The sequence below is a fragment of the Bradyrhizobium xenonodulans genome (genome assembly GCF_027594865.1).
In the GTDB taxonomy this organism is placed as follows: Bacteria; Pseudomonadota; Alphaproteobacteria; order Rhizobiales; family Xanthobacteraceae; genus Bradyrhizobium; species Bradyrhizobium xenonodulans.
In genome coordinates this window covers 7,600,193-7,623,624 of the sequence record NZ_CP089391.1, presented here as the reverse complement: position 1 = coordinate 7,623,624, position 23,432 = coordinate 7,600,193, and the positions used below count along the sequence as shown (strand labels likewise).

General features: G+C 64.6%; 18 protein-coding genes. 11 read left to right on the top strand and 7 right to left on the bottom strand.

Features of this window, described 5'->3' with window-relative positions; translation table 11 throughout:
• The first annotated feature begins 141 nt into the window (after window positions 1-141).
• Both glpK and I3J27_RS35960 read left to right on the top strand, forming a co-directional pair.
• The gene (gene glpK, locus I3J27_RS35965) at window positions 142-1,647 is read left to right on the top strand and encodes a glycerol kinase GlpK (protein ID WP_270163540.1); all 1,506 of its coding nucleotides are present in this window, start codon (window positions 142-144) and stop codon (window positions 1,645-1,647) included.
• A gap of 212 nt (window positions 1,648-1,859) precedes the next feature.
• Complete coding sequence (locus I3J27_RS35960) at window positions 1,860-2,453, top strand: GNAT family N-acetyltransferase (RefSeq protein ID WP_270163539.1); 594 nt, start codon at window positions 1,860-1,862, stop codon at window positions 2,451-2,453.
• A gap of 221 nt (window positions 2,454-2,674) precedes the next feature.
• On the opposite strand, the gene I3J27_RS35955 is transcribed toward I3J27_RS35960, so the two are convergent.
• Complete coding sequence (locus I3J27_RS35955; protein WP_270163538.1) at window positions 2,675-3,094, bottom strand: DUF6636 domain-containing protein; 420 nt, start codon at window positions 3,092-3,094, stop codon at window positions 2,675-2,677.
• Window positions 3,095-3,105: 11 nt separating this feature from the next.
• Complete coding sequence (locus I3J27_RS35950; RefSeq protein ID WP_270163537.1) at window positions 3,106-4,089, bottom strand: threonine/serine dehydratase; 984 nt, start codon at window positions 4,087-4,089, stop codon at window positions 3,106-3,108.
• 27 nt (window positions 4,090-4,116) lie between these two features.
• Here I3J27_RS35950 and I3J27_RS35945 point away from each other — a divergent pair, with 27 nt between their 5' ends.
• Together I3J27_RS35945 and I3J27_RS35940 are read left to right on the top strand one after the other, a co-directional pair.
• Window positions 4,117-4,419, top strand: coding sequence for an ArsR/SmtB family transcription factor (locus tag I3J27_RS35945; RefSeq protein WP_270163536.1), 303 nt, complete (start codon window positions 4,117-4,119; stop codon window positions 4,417-4,419).
• A gap of 138 nt (window positions 4,420-4,557) precedes the next feature.
• Complete coding sequence (locus tag I3J27_RS35940) at window positions 4,558-5,187, top strand: glutathione S-transferase family protein (RefSeq protein ID WP_270163535.1); 630 nt, start codon at window positions 4,558-4,560, stop codon at window positions 5,185-5,187.
• 323 nt (window positions 5,188-5,510) lie between these two features.
• Here the strand turns inward: I3J27_RS35940 and I3J27_RS35935 are convergent, their stop codons facing one another.
• From I3J27_RS35935 to metF, 3 genes are all read right to left on the bottom strand, one after another.
• Window positions 5,511-6,368 carry a tetratricopeptide repeat protein gene (locus I3J27_RS35935; protein WP_270163534.1) on the bottom strand — a complete coding sequence of 286 codons (858 nt, stop codon included), beginning with the start codon at window positions 6,366-6,368 and terminating at the stop codon, window positions 5,511-5,513.
• 422 nt (window positions 6,369-6,790) lie between these two features.
• Window positions 6,791-10,636, bottom strand: a complete 3,846-nt coding sequence (metH, locus tag I3J27_RS35930; protein ID WP_270163533.1) for a methionine synthase — start codon at window positions 10,634-10,636, stop codon at window positions 6,791-6,793.
• A 6-nt stretch (window positions 10,637-10,642) separates the two neighbouring features.
• Window positions 10,643-11,563, bottom strand: coding sequence for a methylenetetrahydrofolate reductase [NAD(P)H] (gene metF, locus I3J27_RS35925; protein ID WP_270163532.1), 921 nt, complete (start codon window positions 11,561-11,563; stop codon window positions 10,643-10,645).
• 398 nt (window positions 11,564-11,961) lie between these two features.
• Here metF and I3J27_RS35920 point away from each other — a divergent pair, with 398 nt between their 5' ends.
• Complete coding sequence (locus tag I3J27_RS35920; RefSeq protein WP_270163531.1) at window positions 11,962-12,978, top strand: LLM class flavin-dependent oxidoreductase; 1,017 nt, start codon at window positions 11,962-11,964, stop codon at window positions 12,976-12,978.
• Window positions 12,979-13,014: 36 nt separating this feature from the next.
• On the opposite strand, the gene I3J27_RS35915 is transcribed toward I3J27_RS35920, so the two are convergent.
• Window positions 13,015-13,875, bottom strand: coding sequence for a prephenate dehydratase (locus I3J27_RS35915; RefSeq protein WP_270163530.1), 861 nt, complete (start codon window positions 13,873-13,875; stop codon window positions 13,015-13,017).
• Window positions 13,876-13,896: 21 nt separating this feature from the next.
• Window positions 13,897-14,637 (bottom strand): 3-deoxy-manno-octulosonate cytidylyltransferase, encoded by a 741-nt coding sequence (locus tag I3J27_RS35910; RefSeq protein ID WP_270163529.1) that lies wholly within the window; start codon window positions 14,635-14,637, stop codon window positions 13,897-13,899.
• 217 nt (window positions 14,638-14,854) lie between these two features.
• On the opposite strand from I3J27_RS35910, the gene I3J27_RS35905 reads away from it, so the two are divergent.
• The 6 genes from I3J27_RS35905 (at window position 14,855) to I3J27_RS35880 (ending at window position 23,344) form a co-directional block, all read left to right on the top strand.
• Window positions 14,855-15,409, top strand: coding sequence for a c-type cytochrome (locus I3J27_RS35905; protein ID WP_270163528.1), 555 nt, complete (start codon window positions 14,855-14,857; stop codon window positions 15,407-15,409).
• 212 nt (window positions 15,410-15,621) lie between these two features.
• Entirely contained in the window at window positions 15,622-17,517 is a 1,896-nt protein-coding gene (locus I3J27_RS35900) for an extracellular solute-binding protein (RefSeq protein WP_270163527.1), read from the top strand.
• Between the two features lie 14 nt (window positions 17,518-17,531).
• Entirely contained in the window at window positions 17,532-19,406 is a 1,875-nt protein-coding gene (locus tag I3J27_RS35895) for an extracellular solute-binding protein (protein WP_270163526.1), read from the top strand.
• 2 nt (window positions 19,407-19,408) lie between these two features.
• On the top strand, window positions 19,409-20,518 hold the full coding sequence (locus I3J27_RS35890; RefSeq protein ID WP_270163525.1) for a microcin C ABC transporter permease YejB: 1,110 nt from the start codon (window positions 19,409-19,411) through the stop codon (window positions 20,516-20,518).
• Complete coding sequence (locus I3J27_RS35885; protein WP_270163524.1) at window positions 20,518-21,699, top strand: ABC transporter permease; 1,182 nt, start codon at window positions 20,518-20,520, stop codon at window positions 21,697-21,699. Before I3J27_RS35890 ends, I3J27_RS35885 begins: the two co-directional genes overlap by 1 nt.
• A gap of 7 nt (window positions 21,700-21,706) precedes the next feature.
• The gene (locus I3J27_RS35880) at window positions 21,707-23,344 is read left to right on the top strand and encodes an ABC transporter ATP-binding protein (RefSeq protein WP_270163523.1); all 1,638 of its coding nucleotides are present in this window, start codon (window positions 21,707-21,709) and stop codon (window positions 23,342-23,344) included.
• Window positions 23,345-23,432 lie beyond the last annotated feature (88 nt).

Here is a 23,432-nt window from a genome sequence, read left to right as displayed (position 1 = left end):
ATCGCAATGCCTTAGAGCCACATGCGATTCCCCTGCCCTCCAGGGGAGGGTAAGAGGAGAGCCGCTTGACCTCTTGCCGGCAATCCCGTTTTCTTGCCGCGACACAATGACCCCTCCAGGGAAACGCCAGGGTAAGCCGCCATGTCTTTCGTCCTTGCCATCGACCAGGGCACCACCTCCTCGCGTGCGATCGTGTTTCGCGGCGATATCTCCATTGCGGCGAAGGCGCAGCAGGAGTTTCCGCAGCATTTTCCGGCCTCGGGCTGGGTCGAGCACGAGCCGGAGGACATCTGGACCTCGACCGTGATGGTCTGCCGCGACGCGATCGAGCAGGCCGGCATCACCGCAAAGGACATCGCCGCGATCGGCATCACCAACCAGCGCGAGACCACCGTGGTGTGGGACCGCGCCACCGGCCAGGCCGTGCACCGCGCCATCGTCTGGCAGGACCGCCGCACCGCCGACATCTGCGCCAAGTTGAAAGCCGACGGCCGCGAGCCGGTGATCTCGCAGAAGACCGGCCTGATCATCGATCCCTATTTCTCCGGCACCAAGGTCGCCTGGATTCTCGACCACGTCCCCGGGGCGCGGGCGCGCGCCGCGCGCGGCGAATTGATGTTCGGCACCGTCGACTGCTATCTGCTCTGGCGCCTCACCGGCGGCAAGGTCCACGCCACCGACGCCACCAACGCCTCGCGCACGCTGCTGTTCAACATCCACACTGGCGAGTGGGACGACGAACTCCTCGAGATCATCGGCGTGCCGCGCTCGATGCTGCCCGAGGTGAAGGACTCGTCGGCCCGCTTCGGCGAGAGCACGCCGGACCTGTTCGGCGGCGCCATCGCCATTTCCGGCATTGCCGGCGACCAGCAGGCCGCCACCATCGGACAAGCCTGCTTCCGCCCGGGCATGATGAAGTCGACCTACGGCACCGGCTGTTTTGCGCTGCTCAACACCGGCACCACGCCTGTCGTCTCGAAGAACAAGCTGCTCACCACCGTCGCCTATCAGCTCGACGGCAAACGTACCTACGCGCTCGAAGGCTCGATCTTCGTCGCAGGCAGCGCGGTGCAGTGGCTGCGCGACGGCCTCGGCATCATCAAGCACGCCGCCGAAACCGGACCTCTTGCTGACCAGTCGGACTCGATGCAGAGCGTCTATCTCGTCCCCGCCTTCGTCGGCATGGGCGCGCCCTACTGGAATCCGCGCGTGCGCGGCGCGCTGTTCGGCCTCACCCGCAACACCGGCCCCGCCGAGCTGGCGCATGCCGCGCTCGAAAGCGTCTGCTACCAGACGTTTGATCTGTGGGCGGCGATGCGCGCGGACTGGCCGAGCTCGGAAACCGCCAGCGTCGTGCTCCGTGTCGACGGCGGCATGACCGCGTCCGACTGGACCATGCAGCGCCTCGCCGATCTGCTCGACGCGCCGGTCGATCGCCCCGTGATCCAGGAGACGACGGCGCTGGGCGCTGCCTACCTCGCCGGTCTTGCGGCCGGCGTCTATCCCGAGCCGACCAAGTTCGCCGACAATTGGCGCCTCGAGCACCGCTTCAAGCCCAACATGAGCCAGGCGACAAGGGAGCGGAAGCTCGCGGGCTGGGCGAGGGCGGTGAAGGGCGTGCTGGCGAGCGACGAGGGGGAGGGCTGATACGCCTCCATCCACGTTGTCGTCCCTGCGAACGCAGGGACCCATACCGCGAGGTCTGTCGATGGCAGGCAGTGTCAATCCCGAACGACTAATCCTCGCCAAACCGCTCCCTGTGGTTATGGGTCCCGGATCTGCGCTCCGCTTGTCCGGGACGACAACGGAGTTTGCAGCGCTGGCCCGGAGCCGCCCGTGATAAAGTGGAGCAACGAACCATGATCCTCCCCGACGGCTATTCCGATGTGCCTGCCGGCAAGATCGCCGCCGTCGTCACCCATCTGGAGATGACCGCACCTCCCGTCCGCCGTGACGATCCCCCCGGCACGTGGTCGCTGCGCAAGGTCGGCCACCCCGAGCTTCCCTGGTACCGCGATCTCTTCCGCCGCGTCGGCGAAGACTGGCTGTGGTTCTCGCGGGCACGCATGGATGACGCCGAACTCGCCGCGGTCATCCACACGCCTGGAATCGAAGTCTACGCCCTGGTCGCGGACGGCCGCGACGAAGGCCTGCTCGAGCTCGATTTCCGCGAGCCCGGTCAGTGCGAGCTGGTCTATTTCGGCGTCACCGCAGCATTGATCGGGTGCGGCGCCGCCCGCTTCCTGATGAACCGCGCGCTGGATCTCGCTTGGTCGCGCGACCTCCGCCGCGTCTGGGTCCACACCTGCACCTTCGATCATCCGTCGGCCGTCGCGTTCTATCAGCGCTCCGGCTTCCGCCCCTTCCGCCACCAGATCGAGATCGCCGACGATCCGCGGCTCGACGGCACGGCGCCGCGCGATGCGGCGAGGCACGTGCCGATCATCGAGTAGTACGCGGCTGTATCCTCACCGTCATTGCGAGGAGCCCTTGCGACGAAGCAATCCAGACTATCTCCGCGAAAAATGCTGGATTGCTTCGCTGCGCTCGCAATGACGGAGTCCAGACGTCGCCCTCGTTCTTCTAATCGTTGGATCAATGCGGGGCGGTGTCGAGCACGGCGCAATACGGGATAGCGTCCACGCATTTCGCATCGCTGCATGCGGACCGCTCCTCAAAACACCTCCTGCTTCCCCCGCGCCAGCGAAAACCCGCGCTGCATCGCGTTGAAGCACGTCAGTCCCGTCTGCTCCGACCGGCAGGTGAATCCCCCACGCTGCCACACTTCGCCATAGGCGAGCACCGGCAGCGAGGCGTCCATCACCGTGTCGCCGGCGCAGATGCGTCCTGCATTGCCCTTCGCGCTCATCTCGAAGGCGTGGCCCCAGTCGAACTCGCAATCGGCGGGGCGGCGCGGGCGGGTCTCCATGTTCATGATGTCGCAGCGGAGCACGCCCTGTCCGTTATTGGCATGGAACTGGCAGGCGATGTTCTTCGACGGTGTCAAAAAGCCGATCGGGCGGTCCTGCGCGTGGGCGGCGCCAATCATCGGCAACAGGATCGATATCAGGATCAGTCCACGCGGTCCCATCATGTCATTCCCAATCAACCGTCGAAATTCACCGCCGTGGTGTTGGCGCCGCAGACCAGAACTGCGACGCGCTCACCGGGCGAGGGACGATAGCGGCCGGAGAGCAGCGCGGCAAAGGCGGCCGCGCCGCCGGGCTCGGCCACGAGGCGCAGGCGCGACCACAGGGCGGCCTGGGCCTGCCGGATCGCGTCGTCGCTGACGAGAACGACCCGCTCGACATGGGCGCGCGCGATCGGAAACATCAGTTCGCCGACGCGGCGCGGCGCAAGGCTGTCGGCGGCAAGGCCCCCGGCCGGCGCATCGACCGGGGCGCCCGCCGCGAGCGCGGTGTGCAGGGTCGGCGATTGCTCGGGCTCGACCGCCACGATGCGCGTCCGGCCTTGGTACCACGCCGCAATGCCGCCGATCAGCCCGCCGCCGCCGACGGCCACCAACAGCGTGTCGATATCAGGGGCGTCCTGCTCCAGCTCCATCCCGACGCTGCCCTGACCGAGCAGAGTCTCGACCTGGTCGTAGGCATGGACGGCAAGCGCGCCGGTCTGCGCGACATGCGCTTCGCTCGCGGCGAGCGCGTCGGCATAGCGGCTTCCGGCGATCACGAGCTCCGCGCCGTAGCCCCTGATCCGCTCGGCCTTGGCGGGCGAGGTGATCTCAGGCACGAAGATCGTGGCGGGAATGCCGAGCTGCTGCGCCGCATAGGCCGCCGCCGCGCCGTGATTGCCGCCGGATGCGGCGACGATCCCGGCCGCCGGCACCTGCCGCAGCAGCAAATTGGCGAAGGCGCCCCGCGCCTTGAACGATCCGGAATGCTGCAGCATCTCGAGCTTGAAAATGACGGGCAGGGCCGGCAGGCCGAAATCGGCAAGGTCGGCCTGAAGCAGCGGCGTGCGCCTGATATGCGGGCGGATGACGGCCTCGGTCGCCGCAATCCGCTCCCGGGTGATGTCCATTGTCGCTGTCATGATGCTGTCCATGATAACGCTTCGGGGAGTTGACATCAATTAGGTAATTAGCAAAATGGCTAAATGAAGTTTGCCCCGGCATTGCGCGCGCTGGCCAATGAGCGCCGCTTGCAGATCCTGGACTGGCTGCGCGATCCCAGGAAGCATTTTCGCGAGCAGGCCGATGGCGACCTGGTCGAGGATGGCGTCTGCGGACTGCTGATTGCCGAAAAGCTCGGCGTCAGCGCGCCGACGGTCAGCGAGCATATGCGGGTGCTGACGGCCGCCAAGCTGGTGCGCGCCAAGCGGATCAAGCAATGGACGATGTACAAGCGCAACGAGACCGCCATCGCCGCCGTCAAACGATCGATCCAGGCCGGGCTTTGAGTACGCCGCGTCCGCCTTGCACATGAGCTGTCGGGTGAGCTGTTGCATCCGGCGCAACGCTCCATTTCCAAGTTGTTCCTTGCGCTGCGCCGATCTTTCCGTGGACACTGACCGGCCAATGTCCGGGAAGTAAGACCCATGTTCCTGATCGGCCAATACGACTCCCCCTTCGTCCGCCGCGTCGCGATTGCGCTGCGGCTTTATGGACTCGCTTTCGAGCACCGGCCGTGGTCGACCTTCGGCGACGCCGACAGGATCGCGCCTTACAATCCGCTGCGGCGCGTGCCGACGCTGGTGCTCGACGACGGCGAGGCGCTGATCGAGAGCACCATCATCCTGGATTATCTCGACGAGCTCGTTGGCGAGGCGAAGGCGATGCTGCCGCGTAGCGGCGCCGAGCGGCGCAAGCATCTTCGCCTCTGTGCGCTCGCCTCCGGCCTCGGCGACAAGGCGGTGAGCCTGCTCTACGAGCGCGTGCTGCGGAAGGAACAGCTCGCGCTGTGGGTCGAGCGCTGCCAGGCGCAGATCAGCGATGTGCTCGGCGTGCTGGAGGCCGAGCGTGCCAAGGTGACGACGCCGTACTGGCTGGGTGACCGAATCGGCCACGCCGACATCGTTGTCGCCTGCGTCGTCCGCTTCACCCGCGAAGCGCATCCGCAGTTGTTCGACGTTTCGCGCTATCCGGCACTGAGCGCGCACGCCGAGCGCTGCGAGGCCCTGGCGCCGTTCAAGGAGATCGTGCAGCCGCTGGCGCCGCCGAAGGGGTGAGCTCGCACTTACCCTCCCCTGGAGGGGGAGGGTCGATCGCGCGAAGCGCGAGCGGGGTGGGGTGATCCCTCAACACGGGCGCTGTTGGATGCGGAGAGACCGTCACCCCACCTCGGTCCGCATTCCGCTACGCTGCATGCGAACCGATCCTCCCCCTCCAGGGCAGGATGGGGACCGCGCGTGGGGCTCGTTGAAATGACTGCCACACACTCCGCCCTCATCCTGAGGGCCCGCCGAAGGCGGGCGTCTCGAAGGATGGCCGCAGGCGAGCTTCCCAGTCATTCCAGGCTCGCGCTTGCGCACCCCGGAGCGACGGGGGCGGACTACTTCCTCCGCGTCACGCCGTTCGTTCGCAGATACTCGTCCAGTTCAAACCCCAGATACTCGGCGCGATCGAAATACGCCTCCGCGGCATCCGGGTCCTTCGCCATCCCTTCGCCGCGCATGGCCATCACGCCGAGTGCTGCGGCGGCGCGGCCGACGCCGAGATCGGCTGCGCGCTTGTACCAGCGGATGGACTCGCCGAGATCCTTCTCGATGCCCGGCAATTGCCCGGTGGCATGGAGCGCGCCGAGATTGGCCAAGGCGCGCGGCTGGTCGCGTTGTCCGGCCTGCTTCAGGTAGAACACGGCCTTGTTGCGGTCTCCGATGCCTTGCATCGCATAAACGAACAGCTCGAAATAGGCATCGGCGTTGCCGCGCTTCGCCGCTTCGAGATGCAATGCGAGACTCTTGGCCACGTCCTTCGGTTGTCCGCGACCGTTGTAGGCCATCAGTCCGAGGAGGTAGCGCACGGCGCCATCGGGGTCGTCGCCTGCAAGCGCCTTCTGCGCGTAAGCATGGGCGTCGTCATATCTCCTGAACGTCCAATAGAGATTGTAGGCGGTGAGATAGGCGCCATAATCCGAGCCGAGTTCGGCTGCGCGTTTGTAAGCGGCGATCGCCGCGTCGCGATCGCGCGGCACGCCCCAGCCGTTCCAGAGGCAGCGGCCATAGTCGACCCAGGCGTTGGCATGCCCGCCGAGCGCGACCTCGTGCAGCGCCCTTGCCAGCGTGTCGCGACTCTCCACCGGCGCCTCGCTTGCCTCGATCGCCTTGAACAGGGCTACTGCGGCCGCATAGAGCTGGTCATCGCGCGAGGGCGAGCGGGGTTCGGCGAGGAGCTTTGTGACGGTTTGCATGGTTCCGCTGGCATCATTCGATTTGGACGGAGGCTCCTCCGCCGCCGCCTCGGGCGGGGCAGCATGATGCGAGACAAAGATCCCGCCAATCATCACGAGGCAGATGGCCAGGATTTTCAGACGATGACGAATGTGATCCTCCTGCGCGCCGAGCGGATGTTCGTCGGCACGACGACGTTTGCCTTCCGGGTTCGGCGCTGCGGAGCTTCGTTCCGCATCGCGTTCGGGACGCGAGATCGAAGCAGGCGGCATCCGACCGAGTGCGGAACTCACGCGGCAGGCGATGATGGAATATTACCCGTGTTTTGCCCGACGGAGCAAGTCGCTTCGGTAAGACCGAAATTGCTCAGGGTTTTCAACCCCATCGCTACTGTGCATGGGGTTGTTTTCTCACTTTTTGGTTTAGAGGCGAAGGCGGGGGCCTATCCGGCCCCCGCGCGCTTCTTCTGCCAGACGAGATGCACCGCGCAGGTGCAGCCCGGCGGATGCGAGGCGAGGTCGCTCGACGCCTCGTCATTCGCCGGCGTTGCCGCGAAAGCCTTGTCCTCTCGCGAGGGGATGTAGTTCAGCACCGGCGCCAGCCAGCGCTCGGCCTCTGCGACGCTCATGCCCTTGCGCGCGGCATAGTCCTCGACCTGGTCGCGCTCGATCTTGCCGACGCCGAAATAATAGCTCTCGGGGTTGGCGAAGTAGAGCCCGCTCACGCTGGAGCCCGGCCACATCGCAAAGCTCTCGGTCAGTTTCACGCCGGCCGTATTCTCGGCATCGAGCAGCTCGAACAGCGTCGCCTTCTCGGTGTGGTCGGGCTGCGCGGGATAGCCGGGCGCGGGACGAATCCCAGAGTACTTCTCCAGGATCATGTCGTCATTGGAGAGCGCCTCGTCGGGCGCATAGGCCCAGAACTCGCGGCGCACGCGGGCATGCATGCGTTCGGCGAAGGCTTCGGCGAGGCGGTCGGCCAGCGCCTTGCACAGGATCGAGGAGTAGTCGTCGTTGGCCATCTTGAAGCGGTCCGCGACCGCATCCTCGCCGATCCCCGCGGTGACGACGAAGCCGCCGACATAGTCGGGCACGCCCGCGGGCGCGATGAAGTCGGCGAGCGCCGCGTTGAAGCGGCCCTCGCGCTTCTCGAGCTGCTGGCGCAGCGTGTGCAGCGTCGCGATCTGCTTGGTCCTGTTATCGTCGGCATAGAGCACGATGTCGTCGCCCTGTGCGTTCGCCGGCCAGAAGCCGATCGTCGCGCGCGCCCGGAACCATTTCTCCTTGACGATCAGGTCAAGCATCTTGCGCGCATCGTCATAGAGCGAGCGCGCGACCTCGCCGACCTTGGCATCGTCGAGGATGGCGGGGAAGCGCCCGGCGAGCTCCCAGGTCTGGAAGAACGGCGTCCAGTCGATATAGGGCACGAGCTCGGCAAGATCGTATTCGTCGAAGCTCTTGGTGCCGAGGAAGGTCGGCTTCACCGGCTTGTTGGCGGCAAAGTCGACCGGCACGCGATTGGCGCGGGCGGCCGCGAGCTTCAGGCGCTTCTTGTCGGCCTGCGCGCGCAGATGCGCGTCCGAGATCTTTGCGTATTCGGCGCGCACCTCGGCGGCATAGGCCTCGCGCTTCTCGGGCGAGAGCAGCGAGGAGGCAACGCCGACCGCGCGGCTGGCGTCGTTGACGTGAACGACGGGACCGGCGCGATAGCTCGGGTCGATCTTCACGGCGGTATGCACGCGGCTCGTGGTGGCACCGCCGATCAAGAGCGGCAGCTTGAGGCCTTCACGCTGCAATTCGCCGGCGAAGAACGCCATCTCGTCGAGCGAGGGCGTGATCAGGCCGGAGAGACCAACGATGTCGGCTTTCTCCGCCTTCACGGTCTCGACGATCTTGGCGGCCGGCACCATCACGCCGAGGTCGATGACCTCGAAATTGTTGCACTGGAGCACGATGCCGACGATGTTCTTGCCGATGTCGTGGACGTCGCCCTTGACGGTCGCGAGCACGATCTTGCCGGCGGACGAGGAGCCTTCGGTGCCGATGCCGTTGGCGAGGTTGCGCGCCTTCTCCTCTTCCATGAAAGGCATCAGCCAGGCCACCGCCTGCTTCATCACGCGGGCGGATTTCACCACCTGCGGCAGGAACATCTTGCCGTCGCCGAAGAGGTCGCCGACCACGTTCATGCCTGCCATCAGCGGCCCCTCGATCACGTCGAGCGGACGCTTCGACGCCTTGCGGGCTTCCTCGGTGTCAGTTTCGATGAACTCGGTGATCCCATGCACCAGCGAATGCGACAGCCGCTTCGCCACCGGCCATTCGCGCCAGGCCAGATCGGCTTCCTTGGTCTGGGACTTGTTGCCGCGGAATTTCTCCGCCAGCGCCAGCAGGCGCTCGGACGCGGTCGCGTCGCGATTGAGGACGACGTCCTCGCACACCTGGCGCAGCTCGGCGTCGATGTCATCATAGACGATCATCTGCCCGGCATTGACGATGCCCATGTCCATGCCGGCCTTGATGGCATGATACAGGAACACCGAGTGCATGGCCTCGCGCACCGGTTCGTTGCCGCGGAACGAGAACGAGAGGTTCGAGACGCCGCCGGAGATATGCGCGCCCGGAAGGTTCTGGCGGATCCAGCGCGTCGCCTCGATGAAGTCGACGCCGTAATTATTGTGCTCCTCGATGCCGGTCGCGATCGCGAAAATGTTGGGATCGAAGATGATGTCTTCCGGCGGGAAGCCGACGCGGTTGACCAGGATGTCGTAAGCGCGCTTGCAGATCTCGGTCTTGCGCGCGAAGGTGTCGGCCTGGCCGACTTCGTCGAACGCCATCACGACGACGGCTGCGCCGTGACGCCGCGCGATCTTGGCCTCGTGGATGAATTTCTCCTCGCCTTCCTTCATCGAGATCGAATTGACGACTGGCTTGCCCTGCACGCATTTCAGGCCGGCCTCGATCACCGAGAACTTCGACGAGTCCACCATGACGGGGACGCGGGCGATATCGGGCTCGGCGGCGACGAGGTTGAGGAAGGTCACCATCGCGGCTTCAGAATCGAGCAGGCCCTCGTCCATGTTGACGTCGATGATCTGCGCGCCGTTCTCGACCTGGTCGCGGGCGACCTGCAGTGCGGCGGTGTAGTCGCCGGCGGTGATCAGCTTGCGGAAGCGGGCGGAGCCCGTGACGTTGGTGCGCTCACCGACATTCACGAACGGAATGGCATCCGTCAGCACGAACGGCTCGAGGCCGGAGAGCCGCAGGCGCGGCGCAATCTCCGGCACGATCCGCGGCTTGTGCGGGGCCACGCTAGCTGCGATCGCTGCGATATGGTCTGGCGTGGTGCCGCAGCAGCCGCCGACGATGTTGACGAGGCCGTCGCGGGCGAACTCGCCGACCAGGCGCGCCATGTACTCCGGCGTCTCGTCGTACTGGCCGAATTCGTTGGGAAGGCCGGCGTTCGGATAGGCACAAACAAGAGTGTCGGCGACGCGGCCGATATCGGCGATGTGGGCGCGCAAATCTTCGGCGCCGAGCGCGCAGTTGAAGCCGATGGTGACAGGCTTGGCGTGCCGCACCGAGTTCCAGAAGGCTTCCGGCATCTGGCCCGAGAGCAGGCGGCCGGATTTGTCGGTGATGGTGCCCGACACCATCACGGGCACGTCGATGCCGCGCGCTTCGGTGATCTCCGCGATCGCGTAGAGCGCCGCCTTGGCGTTCAGCGTATCGAAGATGGTCTCGACCAGCAGCAGGTCGACGCCGCCGTCGAGCATGCCGTTGATCTGCTCGCCATAGGATTTGCGTAAGTCGTCGAAGGTGACGGCGCGGTAGCCGGGATTGGACACGTCGGGCGAGATCGAGGCGGTGCGGTTGGTCGGGCCGATGGCGCCCGCAACGAAACGCGGCTTGCCGTCCTCGGCCTCGACGCGGCGCGCGGCATTGCCGGCAAGGCGGGCGCCTTCGCGCGCCATCTCGTAGACGATGTCGGTGAGATCGTAATCGGCCTGCGCGATCGAGGTGGTCGAGAACGTGTTGGTCGCGACGATGTCGGCCCCGGCACGCAAGTACGCGGCGTGGATGTCCTCGATCGCCTGCGGCTGGGTCAGGATCAACAAATCGTTGTTGCCGCGCAGGTCGCGATGAAAGTTCTTGAAGCGCTCGCCGCGGAAGGCTTTCTCGTCGAACTGGAGGTTCTGGATCATCGTGCCCATGGCGCCGTCGAGCACGAGGATGCGTTCGCGCGCGGCATTGATCAGGGCAGTTCGCTTGGGAGAGGGAGGTACGGTCATGTTGTCTTAAGCCGCCTTCTGCGCGCTCTTGGCGCGAATGCCGAGCAAATGGCTGATCGCGAACACGAGATCGGCGCGGTTCATGGTGTAGAAATGGAAAGTGTCGACGCCGTGCTTGGCGAGCTTCTGCACCTGGCCGGCCGCGACGGTCGCGGCCACCAGCTTGCGGGTCTCGGCGTCGTCGTCGAGGCCTTCGAACTTCGCGGCGAACCAGTCCGGCACGGTGGTGCCGGCGCGGGTGACGAAATTGCGAGCCTGCTTGAAATTGTGCATGGGCATGATGCCCGGCACGATCGGGATGTCGATGCCGCGGGCGCGGACGCGATCGAGATAGCGGAAGTAGAGGTCGTTATCGAAGAACACCTGGGTGATCGCGCGCGTCGCGCCGGCGTCGACCTTGGCCTTCAGCGTGTCGATGTCGGCGTCGAAGTCGCGCGCCTCGGGATGCTTCTCGGGATAGGCGGAGACCGAGACCTCGATATCGCCGTGTCGCTTCTTGATGCCGGCAACGAGCTCGGCAGAACTCTGGTAGCCGTCGGGATGGCTCGAATAGGCCGTGCCGATGCCGGCGGGCGGGTCGCCGCGCAGGCCCACGATGTGGCGGACGCCGACCTCGTGATAGCGGTCGACGATCTCGTCGATCTCGCCGCGCGAGGCGCCGACGCAGGTCAGATGCGCGGCCGGCAGCAGCGCGGTCTCCTTCAGGATCCGCGAGATGGTCGAGTGGGTCCGCTCGCGGGTCGAGCCGCCTGCGCCATAGGTGACCGAGACGAATTTCGGGTCGAGCGGGGCGAGCCGGTTGATGGTCTCCCAGAGACTGCGCTCCATGTCTTCCGTCTTGGGCGGAAAGAACTCGAACGAGATCGCAGGCCGCTTCAGGTGCCCGTCTTGCCCGTCGGCTTTGGCAGGCGTCGTCAGATCGGTCATGGCACCACTCGCTCCAGGGCCCGCCGGGGTCTTGGCGGCCGGCGGTCAGGTCTAGATTGGAAGACGCTAAGATAAGACAAAGCGGTTGCACTCGACAGCCCATCGGAGATGGGAAGTAGCCCACTTTGATCCTTGAGAAGGAAAATAATGCGCAATACGAAGCGAAAGTGGGAAGCTAGCGTATCGAAAATATAATAACTAAATCAATATAATATATCTTTGATAGGCAGATTTTTGAGGTAATTTGACTGTGTGGGCAGTGTGAAGGTCGCATCATCGGTGTGACCGTCGTCCCAACGACGCCACTCGGTCCGGCATGCGAGGTCGCGGCCGGCACACGTCAGACCTGCGCCGTCCGCCCATTGTCGCGCCGCTGCCCTCCACTAATTTAGCCCGCCATGATCCCGCTCTCAGTCCTCGACCTCTCCGTCGTAACCACCGGCACCAAGCCCGCCGCGGCGCTGCGCAACAGCATCGATCTGGCGCGCCATGTCGATGGGCTCGGCTATGTCCGCTACTGGCTCGCCGAGCACCACAATCTCGCCTCTGTCGCGAGCCCCGCGCCCGACGTGATGATCGGGCAGATCGCGGCGGTGACGAAGCATATCCGCGTCGGCTCCGGCGGCGTGATGCTGCCCAACCACGCCCCGCTGGTGGTGGCCGAGCGCTTCAAGATGCTGGAGGCGCTGTTTCCCGGCCGCATCGACCTTGGTCTCGGCCGCGCGCCCGGCACCGATGGCGCCACGGCCTACGCGCTGCGCAGCCGGCTCGACCGCCGCGAGGGCGACGACTTCCTGGAGCGGCTGCACGAACTGATCCTGTGGCAAACCCGCGAATTCCCCTCGGGCCATCCCTATCACAACGTCGTCGCAATGCCCGACGATACGCCGCTGCCACCGATCTGGCTGCTCGGCTCCAGCGACTATTCCTCGGAGCTCGCTGCGCAGGTCGGCATGGGCTTCGCCTTCGCGCATCATTTTGCATCCCACGATGCGGTCGATGCGATGGTGCATTATCGCAACCGCTTCCAGCCCTCGGCGTGGAGCGCGGACCCGCACGCGATCCTCGCCGTCGCCGTCATCACCGCGGATACCGACGAGGAGGCCGAGAAGCTCGCGGCCTCCTTCGATCTCAACAGGCTGCGCCGCGACCGCGGCCAATATCTGCCGCTGCCGAGCGTCGATGAGGCGCTGGCCTATCCCTATACGGATTCTGAACGCACCTCGATCGCCCGCAATCGCTCCCGCCTGTTCGTCGGTAGTCCGGCGACGGTGCAGAAGAAGCTGCAGCCGCTGATCGATGCGAGCGAGCCGGACGAGTTGATGGTGATCACAGCCGTGTACGATCACGACGCGCGGAAGAAGTCGTATTCGCTGTTGGCCGAGGCGTTCGGACTGGCTAAGCAGGCGGCCTAGGTCCCGGCTCGCGCTTTGCGCGTCCGGGACACGCAATCAATCCTGCTGCGTTTCGCTGAACGTGGCCCGGAAAGGGTGCCCCGGATAGACGCCGACGATGCGGAATTCGCGCGAGAAGAATTTCAGCTCCTCGATCGCGAACGCGAGGCCCTTGTCGTCGGGGTGGCCGTCGACGTCGGCATAAAACTGCGTCGCGAAGAAATTGCCGTCGACCATGTAGCTCTCGAGCTTGGTCATGTTGACGCCGTTGGTGGCAAAGCCGCCGAGCGCCTTGTAGAGCGCGGCGGGCAAATTGCGCACCCGGAAGACAAAGGTCGTGACCAGCGGGCCGGAGCCTTGCGCGGCCCATTTCGGCTCGCGCGCCAGCACCACGAAGCGCGTGGTGTTGTGGGCCTCGTCCTCGATGTCCTCTGCGAGAATGTCGAGGCCGTAGATTTTTGCGGCGAGGCGCGAGGCGATCGCGGCGACGGTCTTGTCGTTGCGCTCGGAAATGTCGCGGGCGCTGCCGGCGGTGTCGGCGTGCACGATCGGCTTGATGCCGAGCTTGCGGATGATGCGCCGGCACTGGCCGAGTGCATGCACATGGCTCTCGACGGACTTGATGTCGGAAATCTTAGTCCCCTTTACCGCCATCAGCTGATGCCGGACGGGCAGAAACCATTCGCCGATGATGAAGAGGCCGGAGGCCGGCAGGAGGTGATGGATGTCGGCGACGCGGCCGGCGACCGAGTTCTCGATCGGAATCATGCCGAGATCGGCTTCGCCCGACGAGATCGCCGACAGCGCGTCCTCGAAGGTGGCGCAGGGCATCGGTTCGGCGTCGGGATAGGCCTCGACGATGGCGATGTGGGAATTGGCTCCGGGTTCGCCCTGGAATGCGATCTTCATCTTGCTCATGCTCGGCCTTGTAACAGCAGCTCAGGATTTGGAAAGGATGCCGCGCGCGGTCTCGAGATCCGCCGGCGTGTCGACCCCGCGGGGCACCGTGTCGACGATGGTGAAGTCGATGCGCATGCCGGCCTCCAGCGCCCGGAGCTGCTCGAGCTTTTCCTGCAATTCCAGTGGCGAGGGCGGCAGTGAGACGTAGCGCTCCAGCGCGGCGCGGCGATAGGCGTAGAGGCCGATATGGTGGTAGCGCGGTCCGTCGCCGGTCGGGGCGGTCGCGCGGGTGAAATAAAGTGCGCGCATGCGTTTCCCGCCGAGCGAGGTTCCGATTGCCTTCACGACGCTCGGCGCGAGGTCCTCCTCCTCGGTGTGGATCTGCGAAGCCAGCGTTGCGATGTCCACGGCCGGGTCTTCCAGCGGCGGCAGCACCTCGCGGATATTGTCGATCGTGATGGTCGGGAAATCGCCTTGCAAATTGACCACGATCTCGGCTTTGCCCTCCGGATCGAGCTTCTGCATGGCCTCGTGGATGCGGTCCGAGCCGGAGGGATGCTCCGGGCGCGTCATCACGGCCTCGCCGCCATGGGCCGTCACGACCGAAGCGATCTCGGCGGTGTCGGTTGCCACCGCAACCCGGCCAATTCCGGCGGCCTCGGCACGGCGCAGCACATGCACGATCATCGGCAGGCCCGCGATATCCGCAAGCGGCTTGCCGGGCAGGCGGGTGGCGGCCATGCGGGCCGGGATCAGCACCAGGATGCGGGGATCGGTCATCGGGTCAAGGGCCTGGAAACGGGGCGTTTTCCGCGCCGAGAAATGGGTGGGGACGGGGTTGAAGCCCGCTCGCTTATACGGGTTGCCAGACCCCGGGCAAACCGATATCTCAATGGCAAAACTCGGGGAAACAATAAGGAACGTTTGATTCTCCCGAGGCTCGTCCTGGCGGCCGCTTGGCCGCTAATCCTTCTTGCGGTGTGGGGCCTGGCCGGAAATGGACTCTTTCGAACTCAACAAGATTCTCGGTGCCGTGCTCGGTACCTGTCTCATCCTGCTGGTGACGAGCTTCACCGCCCAGGCACTGTTCTCGCCCAAGGTGCCGGAAAAGCCGGGCTTCGAGATCGCCGTGAAGGAAGACGCCGGCCACGGCAAGGAGGGCGGCGCTGCTGCGGCTGCCGCCGAGCCGATTGAAAAGCTGCTGCAGACCGCCTCGGTCGAGAAGGGCGCTGCCGCCGCCAAGAAGTGCGGCGCCTGCCATACCTTCGAGAAGGGCGGCCCGAATCGCGTCGGTCCGAACCTCTATGGCGTCGTCGGCGACCACCGCGGCGAAGGCCGCAACGGCTTCAACTTCTCGGCGGCGATGAAGGCCAAGGGCGGCACCTGGACGATCGACGACCTCAACAAGTTCATTGCCAATCCGAAGGGCTTCGTTCCCGGCACCGCGATGGGCTTCGCCGGCATTCCGAAGGACTCGGAGCGCGCCGACGTCATCGCTTACCTGAACAGCCTCTCCGACAGCCCGAAGCCGTTGCCGACCGCGGCGAAATAAGGCGCCTCGGTATCGATCTTGGAATGTGCGGCCAGGCTGAAAAGCCTGGCCGTTTCCTTATCGGGGCCTCGCGGTGACGTTATCGGGGCGTTTGGCCGCATCGGATAGGGCGGTCGGGCTTTCAAGATGAGGAAAAAGCAACATATTCCGTCGAAACCTCGCCTATATTGGGAACTTAAAGGAGTAGCCTCCTTCAAGACAGGACTATTGATTTGGCCATCACCCGACGCGATCTCCTGCTCACCGGCACTGCGGCCGCAGCGCTCCCCGCCCTCGGTTCCGCAGCGGGCATTCCCGTCATTGGCGCGGCGGAGGCGCAGTCGACGGGTGAGCTACCCTGGCGCCATGCTCTCTCGCTGTTCGGCGACATCAAATACCCTGCCGATTTCAAGCGCTTCGATTACGTCAATCCGGATGCCCCCAAAGGTGGCGTCGCGCGGCTGATCTCGATCGGCACGTTCGACAATTTCAACATCACGGTGGCCGGCATCAAGGGCTCGCTCGCTCCGGCTGCTGCGATGATCTACGAAACGCTGATGACCCGCGCCCAGGACGAGGTTGCTACCGAATATGGCGAGCTCGCCGAATCCGCCCAGCATCCGGATGATTTTTCCTGGGTCACCTATCGCTTGCGCAAGGAAGCCCGCTGGCATGACGGCAGGCCGGTGACGCCGGAAGACGTGATCTTCTCACTGGAGACGCTGAAGAAGCAGTCACCGATGTATGCGTCCTACTACCGTCACGTGGTCAAGGCGGAGAAGGTTGGCGAGCGCGACGTCAAATTTACCTTCGACGCGCCGGGGAATCGCGAATTGCCGACCATCGTGGGCGAGCTCACGGTGCTGCCGAAGCACTGGTGGGAAGGCACCGACGCGCAGGGCCGCAAGCGTGATGTCAGCGTGACCACGCTGGAGCCGCCACTCGGCTCCGGGCCCTACAAGATCAAGGAATTCGTCGCCGGGCGCTCGATCAGGCTCGAGCGCGTCAAGGACTATTGGGGCGCCAACGTGCCGAGCCAGATCGGCACCAATAATTTCGACGAGTTGCGTTTCGAGTTCTTCCGCGACAACCTCGTCGCGCTGGAGTCGTTCAAGGCCGACCAGGCCGACTGGATTGCGGAAAACTCGGCCAAACAGTGGGCGACGGCCTACGATTTTCCCGCGGTCGCCGACAAGCGGGTGATCAAGGAAGAGTTTCCGATCAACGATTCTGGCCGCATGCAGGCCTTCGTCTTCAACATCCGGCGGCCGCAGTTCAAGGACGCGCGCCTGCGCCGCGCCTTCAACTACGCCTTCGACTTCGAGGAGATGAACAAGCAGCTCTTCTACGGCCAGTACAAGCGCATCAACAGCTATTTCGAGGGGAGCGAACTTGCCTGCTCGGGTGTGCCCGAGGGGCAGGAGCTCGCGATCCTGCAGACCGTGAAGGACCAGGTGCCGCCGGAGGTTTTCACCACGGCTTACCAGAACCCCGTCGGAGGAAGTCCGGAAGCGGTGCGCGCCAACCTGCGCGAGGCGGCAAAGCTTTTGAAGGAGGCCGGCTTCGAGGTGCGCGACCACAAGCTGGTCGATGCCTCCGGCAAGCCGCTCTCGGTCGAGATCCTGGTACAGGATCCGTCGTCTGAGCGCATCGCACTGTTCTTCAAGCCGTCGCTTGAGCGCATCGGCGTCAGCACTGCGATCCGCGTCGTCGACGACGCGCAATACCAGAATCGGTTGCGCAGCTTCGACTTCGACATGATCATCGATCAATGGGGCGAGTCGCTCTCGCCCGGCAACGAGCAGCGCGAATTCTGGGGCTCGCAGGCCGCCGACGTGCCGGGCGCGCGCAACACCATTGGCATCAAGAATCCCGCGGTCGATGCCCTGATCGAGAAGGTGATCTACGCCAAGGATCGCGGCGAGCTGGTCGCGGCGACCCACGCGCTCGATCGCGTGCTGCTGTGGAATTTCTACCTCGTGCCGCAGTTCACCTATGGCTTCTCGCGCTACGCCCGCTGGGACCGCTTCGGTCACGCCGAGCCGTTGCCGAAATACGGGCGGTCCGGCCTGCCGACGTTGTGGTGGTACGACACTGAGAAGGCCGCCCGCATCGGAAAACGCTCTTGAGGGAGCCTTTGCGCATGGCGCAGCTTTCACGCAGGCATGTGCTGGCCCTAGGTGCCGGCGGCGCGCTCAGTGCGGCCTGGCGGCGTGGTGCTGCGGCATCGGAGATGCCTGCCGAGGCGCACGGCATCTCGGCCTTCGGTGATCTCAAATATCCCGCCGGGTTCCATCATTTCGACTACGTCAACGTTGATGCGCCGAAGGGCGGCACCTTCTCGCTCATTCCGTCGGTACGCGCTTACAACCAGTCGTACCAGACTTTCAACTCGCTCAACGCCTACATTCTCAAGGGCGACGGCGCGCAAGGCATGGACATGACGTTCGTGCCGCTGATGGTGCGGGCAAGCGACGAGCCGGACGCGATGTATGGGCTTGCCGCCAAGTCCGTGCAGATCTCGCCGGACCGGCTGGTCTATCGCTTCACGATGCGGCCTGAGGCGAAATTCCACGACGGCACGAAGCTCACCGCTCACGACGCGGCATACTCGCTGACGACGCTGAAGGCCAAGGGCCACCCGCTGATCATCGTGCAGATGCGTGACTTTGTGAGCGCGGAAGCCGTCGACGATTCGACGCTCGTCGTCACCTTTGCCAAGGGACGCGCCCGCGACGTGCCGCTCTATGTCGCCGGACTGCCGATCTTCTCCAAAGCGTATTACGCGTCTCGCCCATTCGACGAAACGTCTCTGGAAATTCCGCTGGGCTCGGGGCCGTACAGGGTCGGCAGGTTCGAGGTCAATCGCTACATCGAGTTCGAGCGGGTGAAGGACTGGTGGGCTGCCGATCTGCCATCTTGCCGTGGCAGTTACAATTTCGACGCCGTGCGCTATGAATTCTATCGCGACCGCGACGTCGCTTTCGAAGGCTTCACCGGCAAGAATTATCTCTATCGCGAGGAATTCACCTCCCGCATCTGGGCGACGCGTTATGATTTTCAGGCGGTGAAGGATGGCCGCGTCAAGCTCGAGATCGTGCCGGACGATACACCGTCCGGTGCGCAAGGCTGGTTCATCAACACGCGGCGCGACAAATTCAAGGATCCTCGCGTGCGCGAGGCCCTGATCAATGCCTTCGACTTCGAGTGGACCAACAAGACCATCATGTACGGCGCCTACGCCCGTACGGTGTCGCCGTTTCAGAACTCGGACCTCATGGCGAGCAACGGGCCGCCCTCGGCGGAAGAGCTGAAGCTGCTGGAGCCGTTTCGCGGTCAGGTGCCTGACGAGGTGTTTGCTGCGCCCTTCCTGCCGCCGGTTTCGGACGGGTCCGGGCAAGACCGCGGCCTGTTGCGCAAGGCGCAGCAATTGCTGAACGAGGCCGGCTTCCCCATCAAGGACGCCAAGCGGATGTTGCCGAGCGGCGAAGTATTCAAGATCGAATTCCTGGCGGAGGAGCCGTCGCTCCAGCCACATCACGCGCCGTACATCAAGAATTTGGGAACGCTCGGGATCGAGGCGAGTTTTCGGCTGGTTGATGCCGTGCAGTACCGGGCGCGCGTCGAAGATTTCGATTTCGACATGACGATCCAGCGCTTCAGCATGTCGGCGACGCCGGGCGACCCCATGCGCGCGTTCTTCTCGTCGCAGGTTGCGGCCACCAAGGGATCGTACAACCTCGCGGGCATCTCCAGCCCGGCCATCGACGCCCTGATCGAGAAGATCATGTCGGCCGACAGCCGGGAGGAATTGACCTTCGCCTGCCGTGCCTTCGATCGCCTGTTCCGCGCCGGCCGCTATTGGGTGCCGCAATGGTACAACAAGACTCACCGGCTCGCTTATTGGGATCAGTTCGGTCATCCGCAGAAGCTGCCGCGTTATGCCAACGGCGTCGGCGCTCCTGATATCTGGTGGTCCGACCCCGGCAAGGCGGCCAAGCTGCAGCAGGCGAAATAATCATGAGCGCCTATATTGCCCGCCGCATCCTCCTGATGATCCCGACGCTGCTCGGGATCCTCTTCGTCTCCTTCATCGTCGTGCAGTTCGCCCCGGGCGGCCCGGTCGAGCGCGTGATCGCGCAGCTCTCCGGCGCCGATACCGGCGGCAGCTCGCGCATTTCGGGCGGCGGCGACTTTGCGCAGCGCGCGCCGGGGCAGTTAGGGGCCGGTGGCGATGCCATCAACTCGAAATATCGCGGCGCGCAGGGCCTGGACCCTGACTTCATCAAGAAGCTGGAGAAGCAATTCGGCTTCGACAAGCCAGCACCGGAACGCTTCGCGCTGATGGTGTGGAATTTCGCCCGCTTCGATTTTGGCAACAGCTATTTTCGCGATGTCAGCGTGCTCCAGCTGATCAAGGAGAAGCTGCCAGTCTCGATCTCGCTCGGCATCTGGCTGACGCTCCTGACCTATCTGATCTCGATCCCGCTCGGCATCCGCAAGGCGGTCAAGGACGGTACGCGTTTCGATACCTGGACGTCGACCGTGCTCGTGCTCGGCTATGCGATCCCCGGCTTTCTGTTCGCGATCCTCCTGATCATCCTGTTCGCCGGCGGCTCGTTCTTCAACTGGTTTCCGCTGCGCGGGCTGACCTCGGACGGCTGGTCGCAATATCCCTGGTACTGGAAGATCATCGATTACTTCTGGCACTTGACGCTGCCCTTGATCGCCATGGGGCTCGGCGCGTTCACCACCATGACGTTCCTGACCAAGAACTCGTTTCTGGACGAGATCCGCAAGCAATACGTCATGACCGCGCGCGCGAAGGGCTGCGGCGAGAATCGGGTGCTCTATGGCCACGTCTTCCGCAACGCGATGTTGATCGTCATCGCGGGCTTTCCCAGCACCTTCATTCACGCCTTCTTCTCGGGCTCGCTCCTGATCGAGACCATCTTCTCGCTGGACGGGCTGGGACTGCTCAGTTTCGAGAGCGTGCTCAACCGTGACTACCCCGTGGTGTTCGGCACCCTCTACATCTTTTCGCTCGTCGGCCTCGTGATCAACCTCATCTCCGACTTGACCTACATGTGGATCGATCCGCGGATCGATTTCGAGGCACGGGAGGTCTGATGACGCTGGCCGCCCCCACCACGCCGATCGAAATCACGGCGAAGTCGCCTCTGGGCGATGCCGTGCCGATCACGCGCAAGCCGTTCGTGCCGTCGCCGCTCAACAGGCGGCGCTGGCAGAATTTCAAGGCGAACCGGCGCGGCTACTGGTCGTTCTGGATCTTCATGATCCTGTTCCTGGTGTCGCTGTTCGCCGAACTGATCGCCAACGACCGGCCGTTCCTGATCAAATATGACGGCCGGCTCTACTGGCCGTCCATCGTCACCTATTCGGAGACGACCTTCGGCGGCGACTTCGAGACCGCCGCCGACTATCGCGACCCCTATTTGCAGAAGCTGATCAAGGACAAGGGCGGCAGCATCGTCTGGCCGCTGATCCGCTACTCCTACGACACCCACAATCTCGATCTGCCGACGCCGGCGCCGTCGCCGCCGACCTGGATGCTGACCGAAGCGCAATGCAAGCCTGTAGTCGAGAAGAAGGGCCTCAAGAGCTGCCGCGATCTCGAATACAACTGGCTCGGCACCGACGATCAGGGCCGCGACGTGGTGGCGCGGCTGATCTACGGCTTCCGCATCTCGGTGCTGTTCGGCCTCTGCCTGACCATCGTCTCCTCCGTCATTGGTATCGCAGCCGGCGCGGTGCAGGGCTATTTCGGCGGCTGGACCGACCTGTTCTTCCAGCGCTTCATCGAGATATGGACTGCGATCCCGTCGCTCTATCTGCTGCTGATCCTGTCGTCGGTGCTCGTGCCCGGCTTCTTCGTGCTTCTCGGCATCCTGCTGCTGTTCTCCTGGGTGTCGCTGGTCGGGCTCGTGCGTGCGGAATTCCTGCGCGGGCGCAATTTCGAGTACATCCAGGCGGCGCGGGCGCTCGGCGTGTCGAACAAGGTCATCATGTTCCGGCATTTGCTGCCGAACGCGATGGTCGCGACCATGACGTTCCTGCCATTCATCGTGTCGAGCTCGGTCATGACGCTGACGGCCCTCGACTTCCTGGGCTTCGGACTGCCGCCCGGCTCGCCCTCGCTCGGCGAGCTCTTGTCGCAGGGAAAGTCCAACGTGCAGGCGCCCTGGCTCGGCTTCTCCGGCTTCTTCTCGGTCGCGATCATGCTGTCGCTTCTGATCTTCATCGGCGAGGCCGTGCGCGACGCCTTCGATCCGCGCAAGACGTTCAGGTGAGGGCGTGATGGACGCGATCAACCAGCCTCTGCTTGCCGTGCGCGATCTCTCGGTGGCCTTCCACCAGGGCGGCGCCACCACGCTTGCGGTCGACAAGGTCTCGTTCCAGATCAAGCGCGGCGAATGCGTCGCGCTGGTCGGCGAGTCCGGCTCCGGCAAGTCGGTCAGCGCGCTCTCGATCCTGAAGCTGTTGCCCTATCCGAACGCCTCGCATCCCTCAGGCAGCATCCGCTTCAAGGGACGTGAGCTGATCGACCAGTCGGAGCGAGAGATGCGGGAAGTTCGCGGCAGCGACATCTCCATCATCTTCCAGGAGCCGATGACCTCGCTCAATCCGCTGCACACGATCGAGGCGCAGATCGGTGAGATCATCCAGCTCCACAATCCGACCAGTAACGCGGAGGCGCGCCGGCGGACGCTGGAGTTGCTGACGCAGGTCGGCATCCCCGAGCCCGAAACGCGGCTGAAGAGCTACCCGCACCAGCTCTCCGGCGGCCAGCGCCAGCGCGTGATGATCGCGATGGCGCTCGCCAACGAGCCGGACCTGTTGATCGCGGACGAGCCGACTACGGCGCTCGACGTCACTGTTCAGGCGCAGATCCTGGCGCTGCTTGCCGAGATTCGCGCCCGGCTCGGCATGAGCCTGCTCTTCATCACCCACGATCTCGGCATCGTGCGCCGCATCGCCGACGCCGTCTGTGTCATGAAGGGCGGCGTGATCGTCGAGCAGGGACCGGTCGAGCAGGTCTTCAAGAGCCCCCAGCATCCCTATACGCGCGATCTGCTCGCGGCCGAGCCGAGACCCGACCCAGCGCCGCCGCAGCCGGATGCGCCAATGGTGATGTCGGCCGACGATCTCAAGGTCTGGTTCCCGATCAAGCGCGGCCTGATGCGCAAGACGGTCGGCCACATCAAGGCAGTCGACGGCGTCAGCGTCGCCGTGCGCAAAGGCGAGACGCTCGGCGTCGTCGGCGAGTCCGGCTCGGGCAAGACCACGCTGGGTTTGGCGCTCTTGCGGCTGATCTCCTCGAACGGTCGCATCGTGTTCCTGGGCAAGGATATCCAGGGCCTGCGCTTCAAGGAGATGCGGCCCTTCCGGCGGGACATGCAGATCGTGTTCCAGGATCCGTTCGGCTCGCTCAGCCCGCGCATGTCGGTCGCCGACATCATTGCCGAAGGTCTCTCGGTGCATCAGCCAAAACTGTCGCGCGAGGAGCGCGAGGCGCGCGTCGTCAAGGCGCTTGAGGACGTCGGGCTGAAGCCGGATACCCGCTACCGCTATCCGCATGAATTCTCCGGCGGCCAGCGCCAGCGCATCAGCATCGCGCGCGCGGTCGTGCTGGAGCCCGATTTCGTCGTGCTGGACGAGCCGACCAGCGCGCTCGACATGCTGTTCCAGGCGCAGATGGTCGATCTGTTGCGCGAGCTTCAGCGCAAGCGCGATCTCACCTACATGTTCATCTCCCACGACTTACGCGTCGTCGCCTCGCTCGCGAGCCACCTGATCGTGATGCGCGGCGGCAAGGTGGTCGAAGAAGGCCAGGCCGCCGAGCTGTTCAGGAATCCGAAGACGGACTACACCCGCGCGCTGTTCGCGGCGGCGTTCCGGCTGGAGACGGCGGGGAACGGGTCGGTGGCGACGTAGTGTTTTCGTAGGATGGGTAGAGCAAAGCGAAACCCATCATCCAACGACGCGACCGCAAAGCGATGGGTTTCGCTACGCTCTACCCATC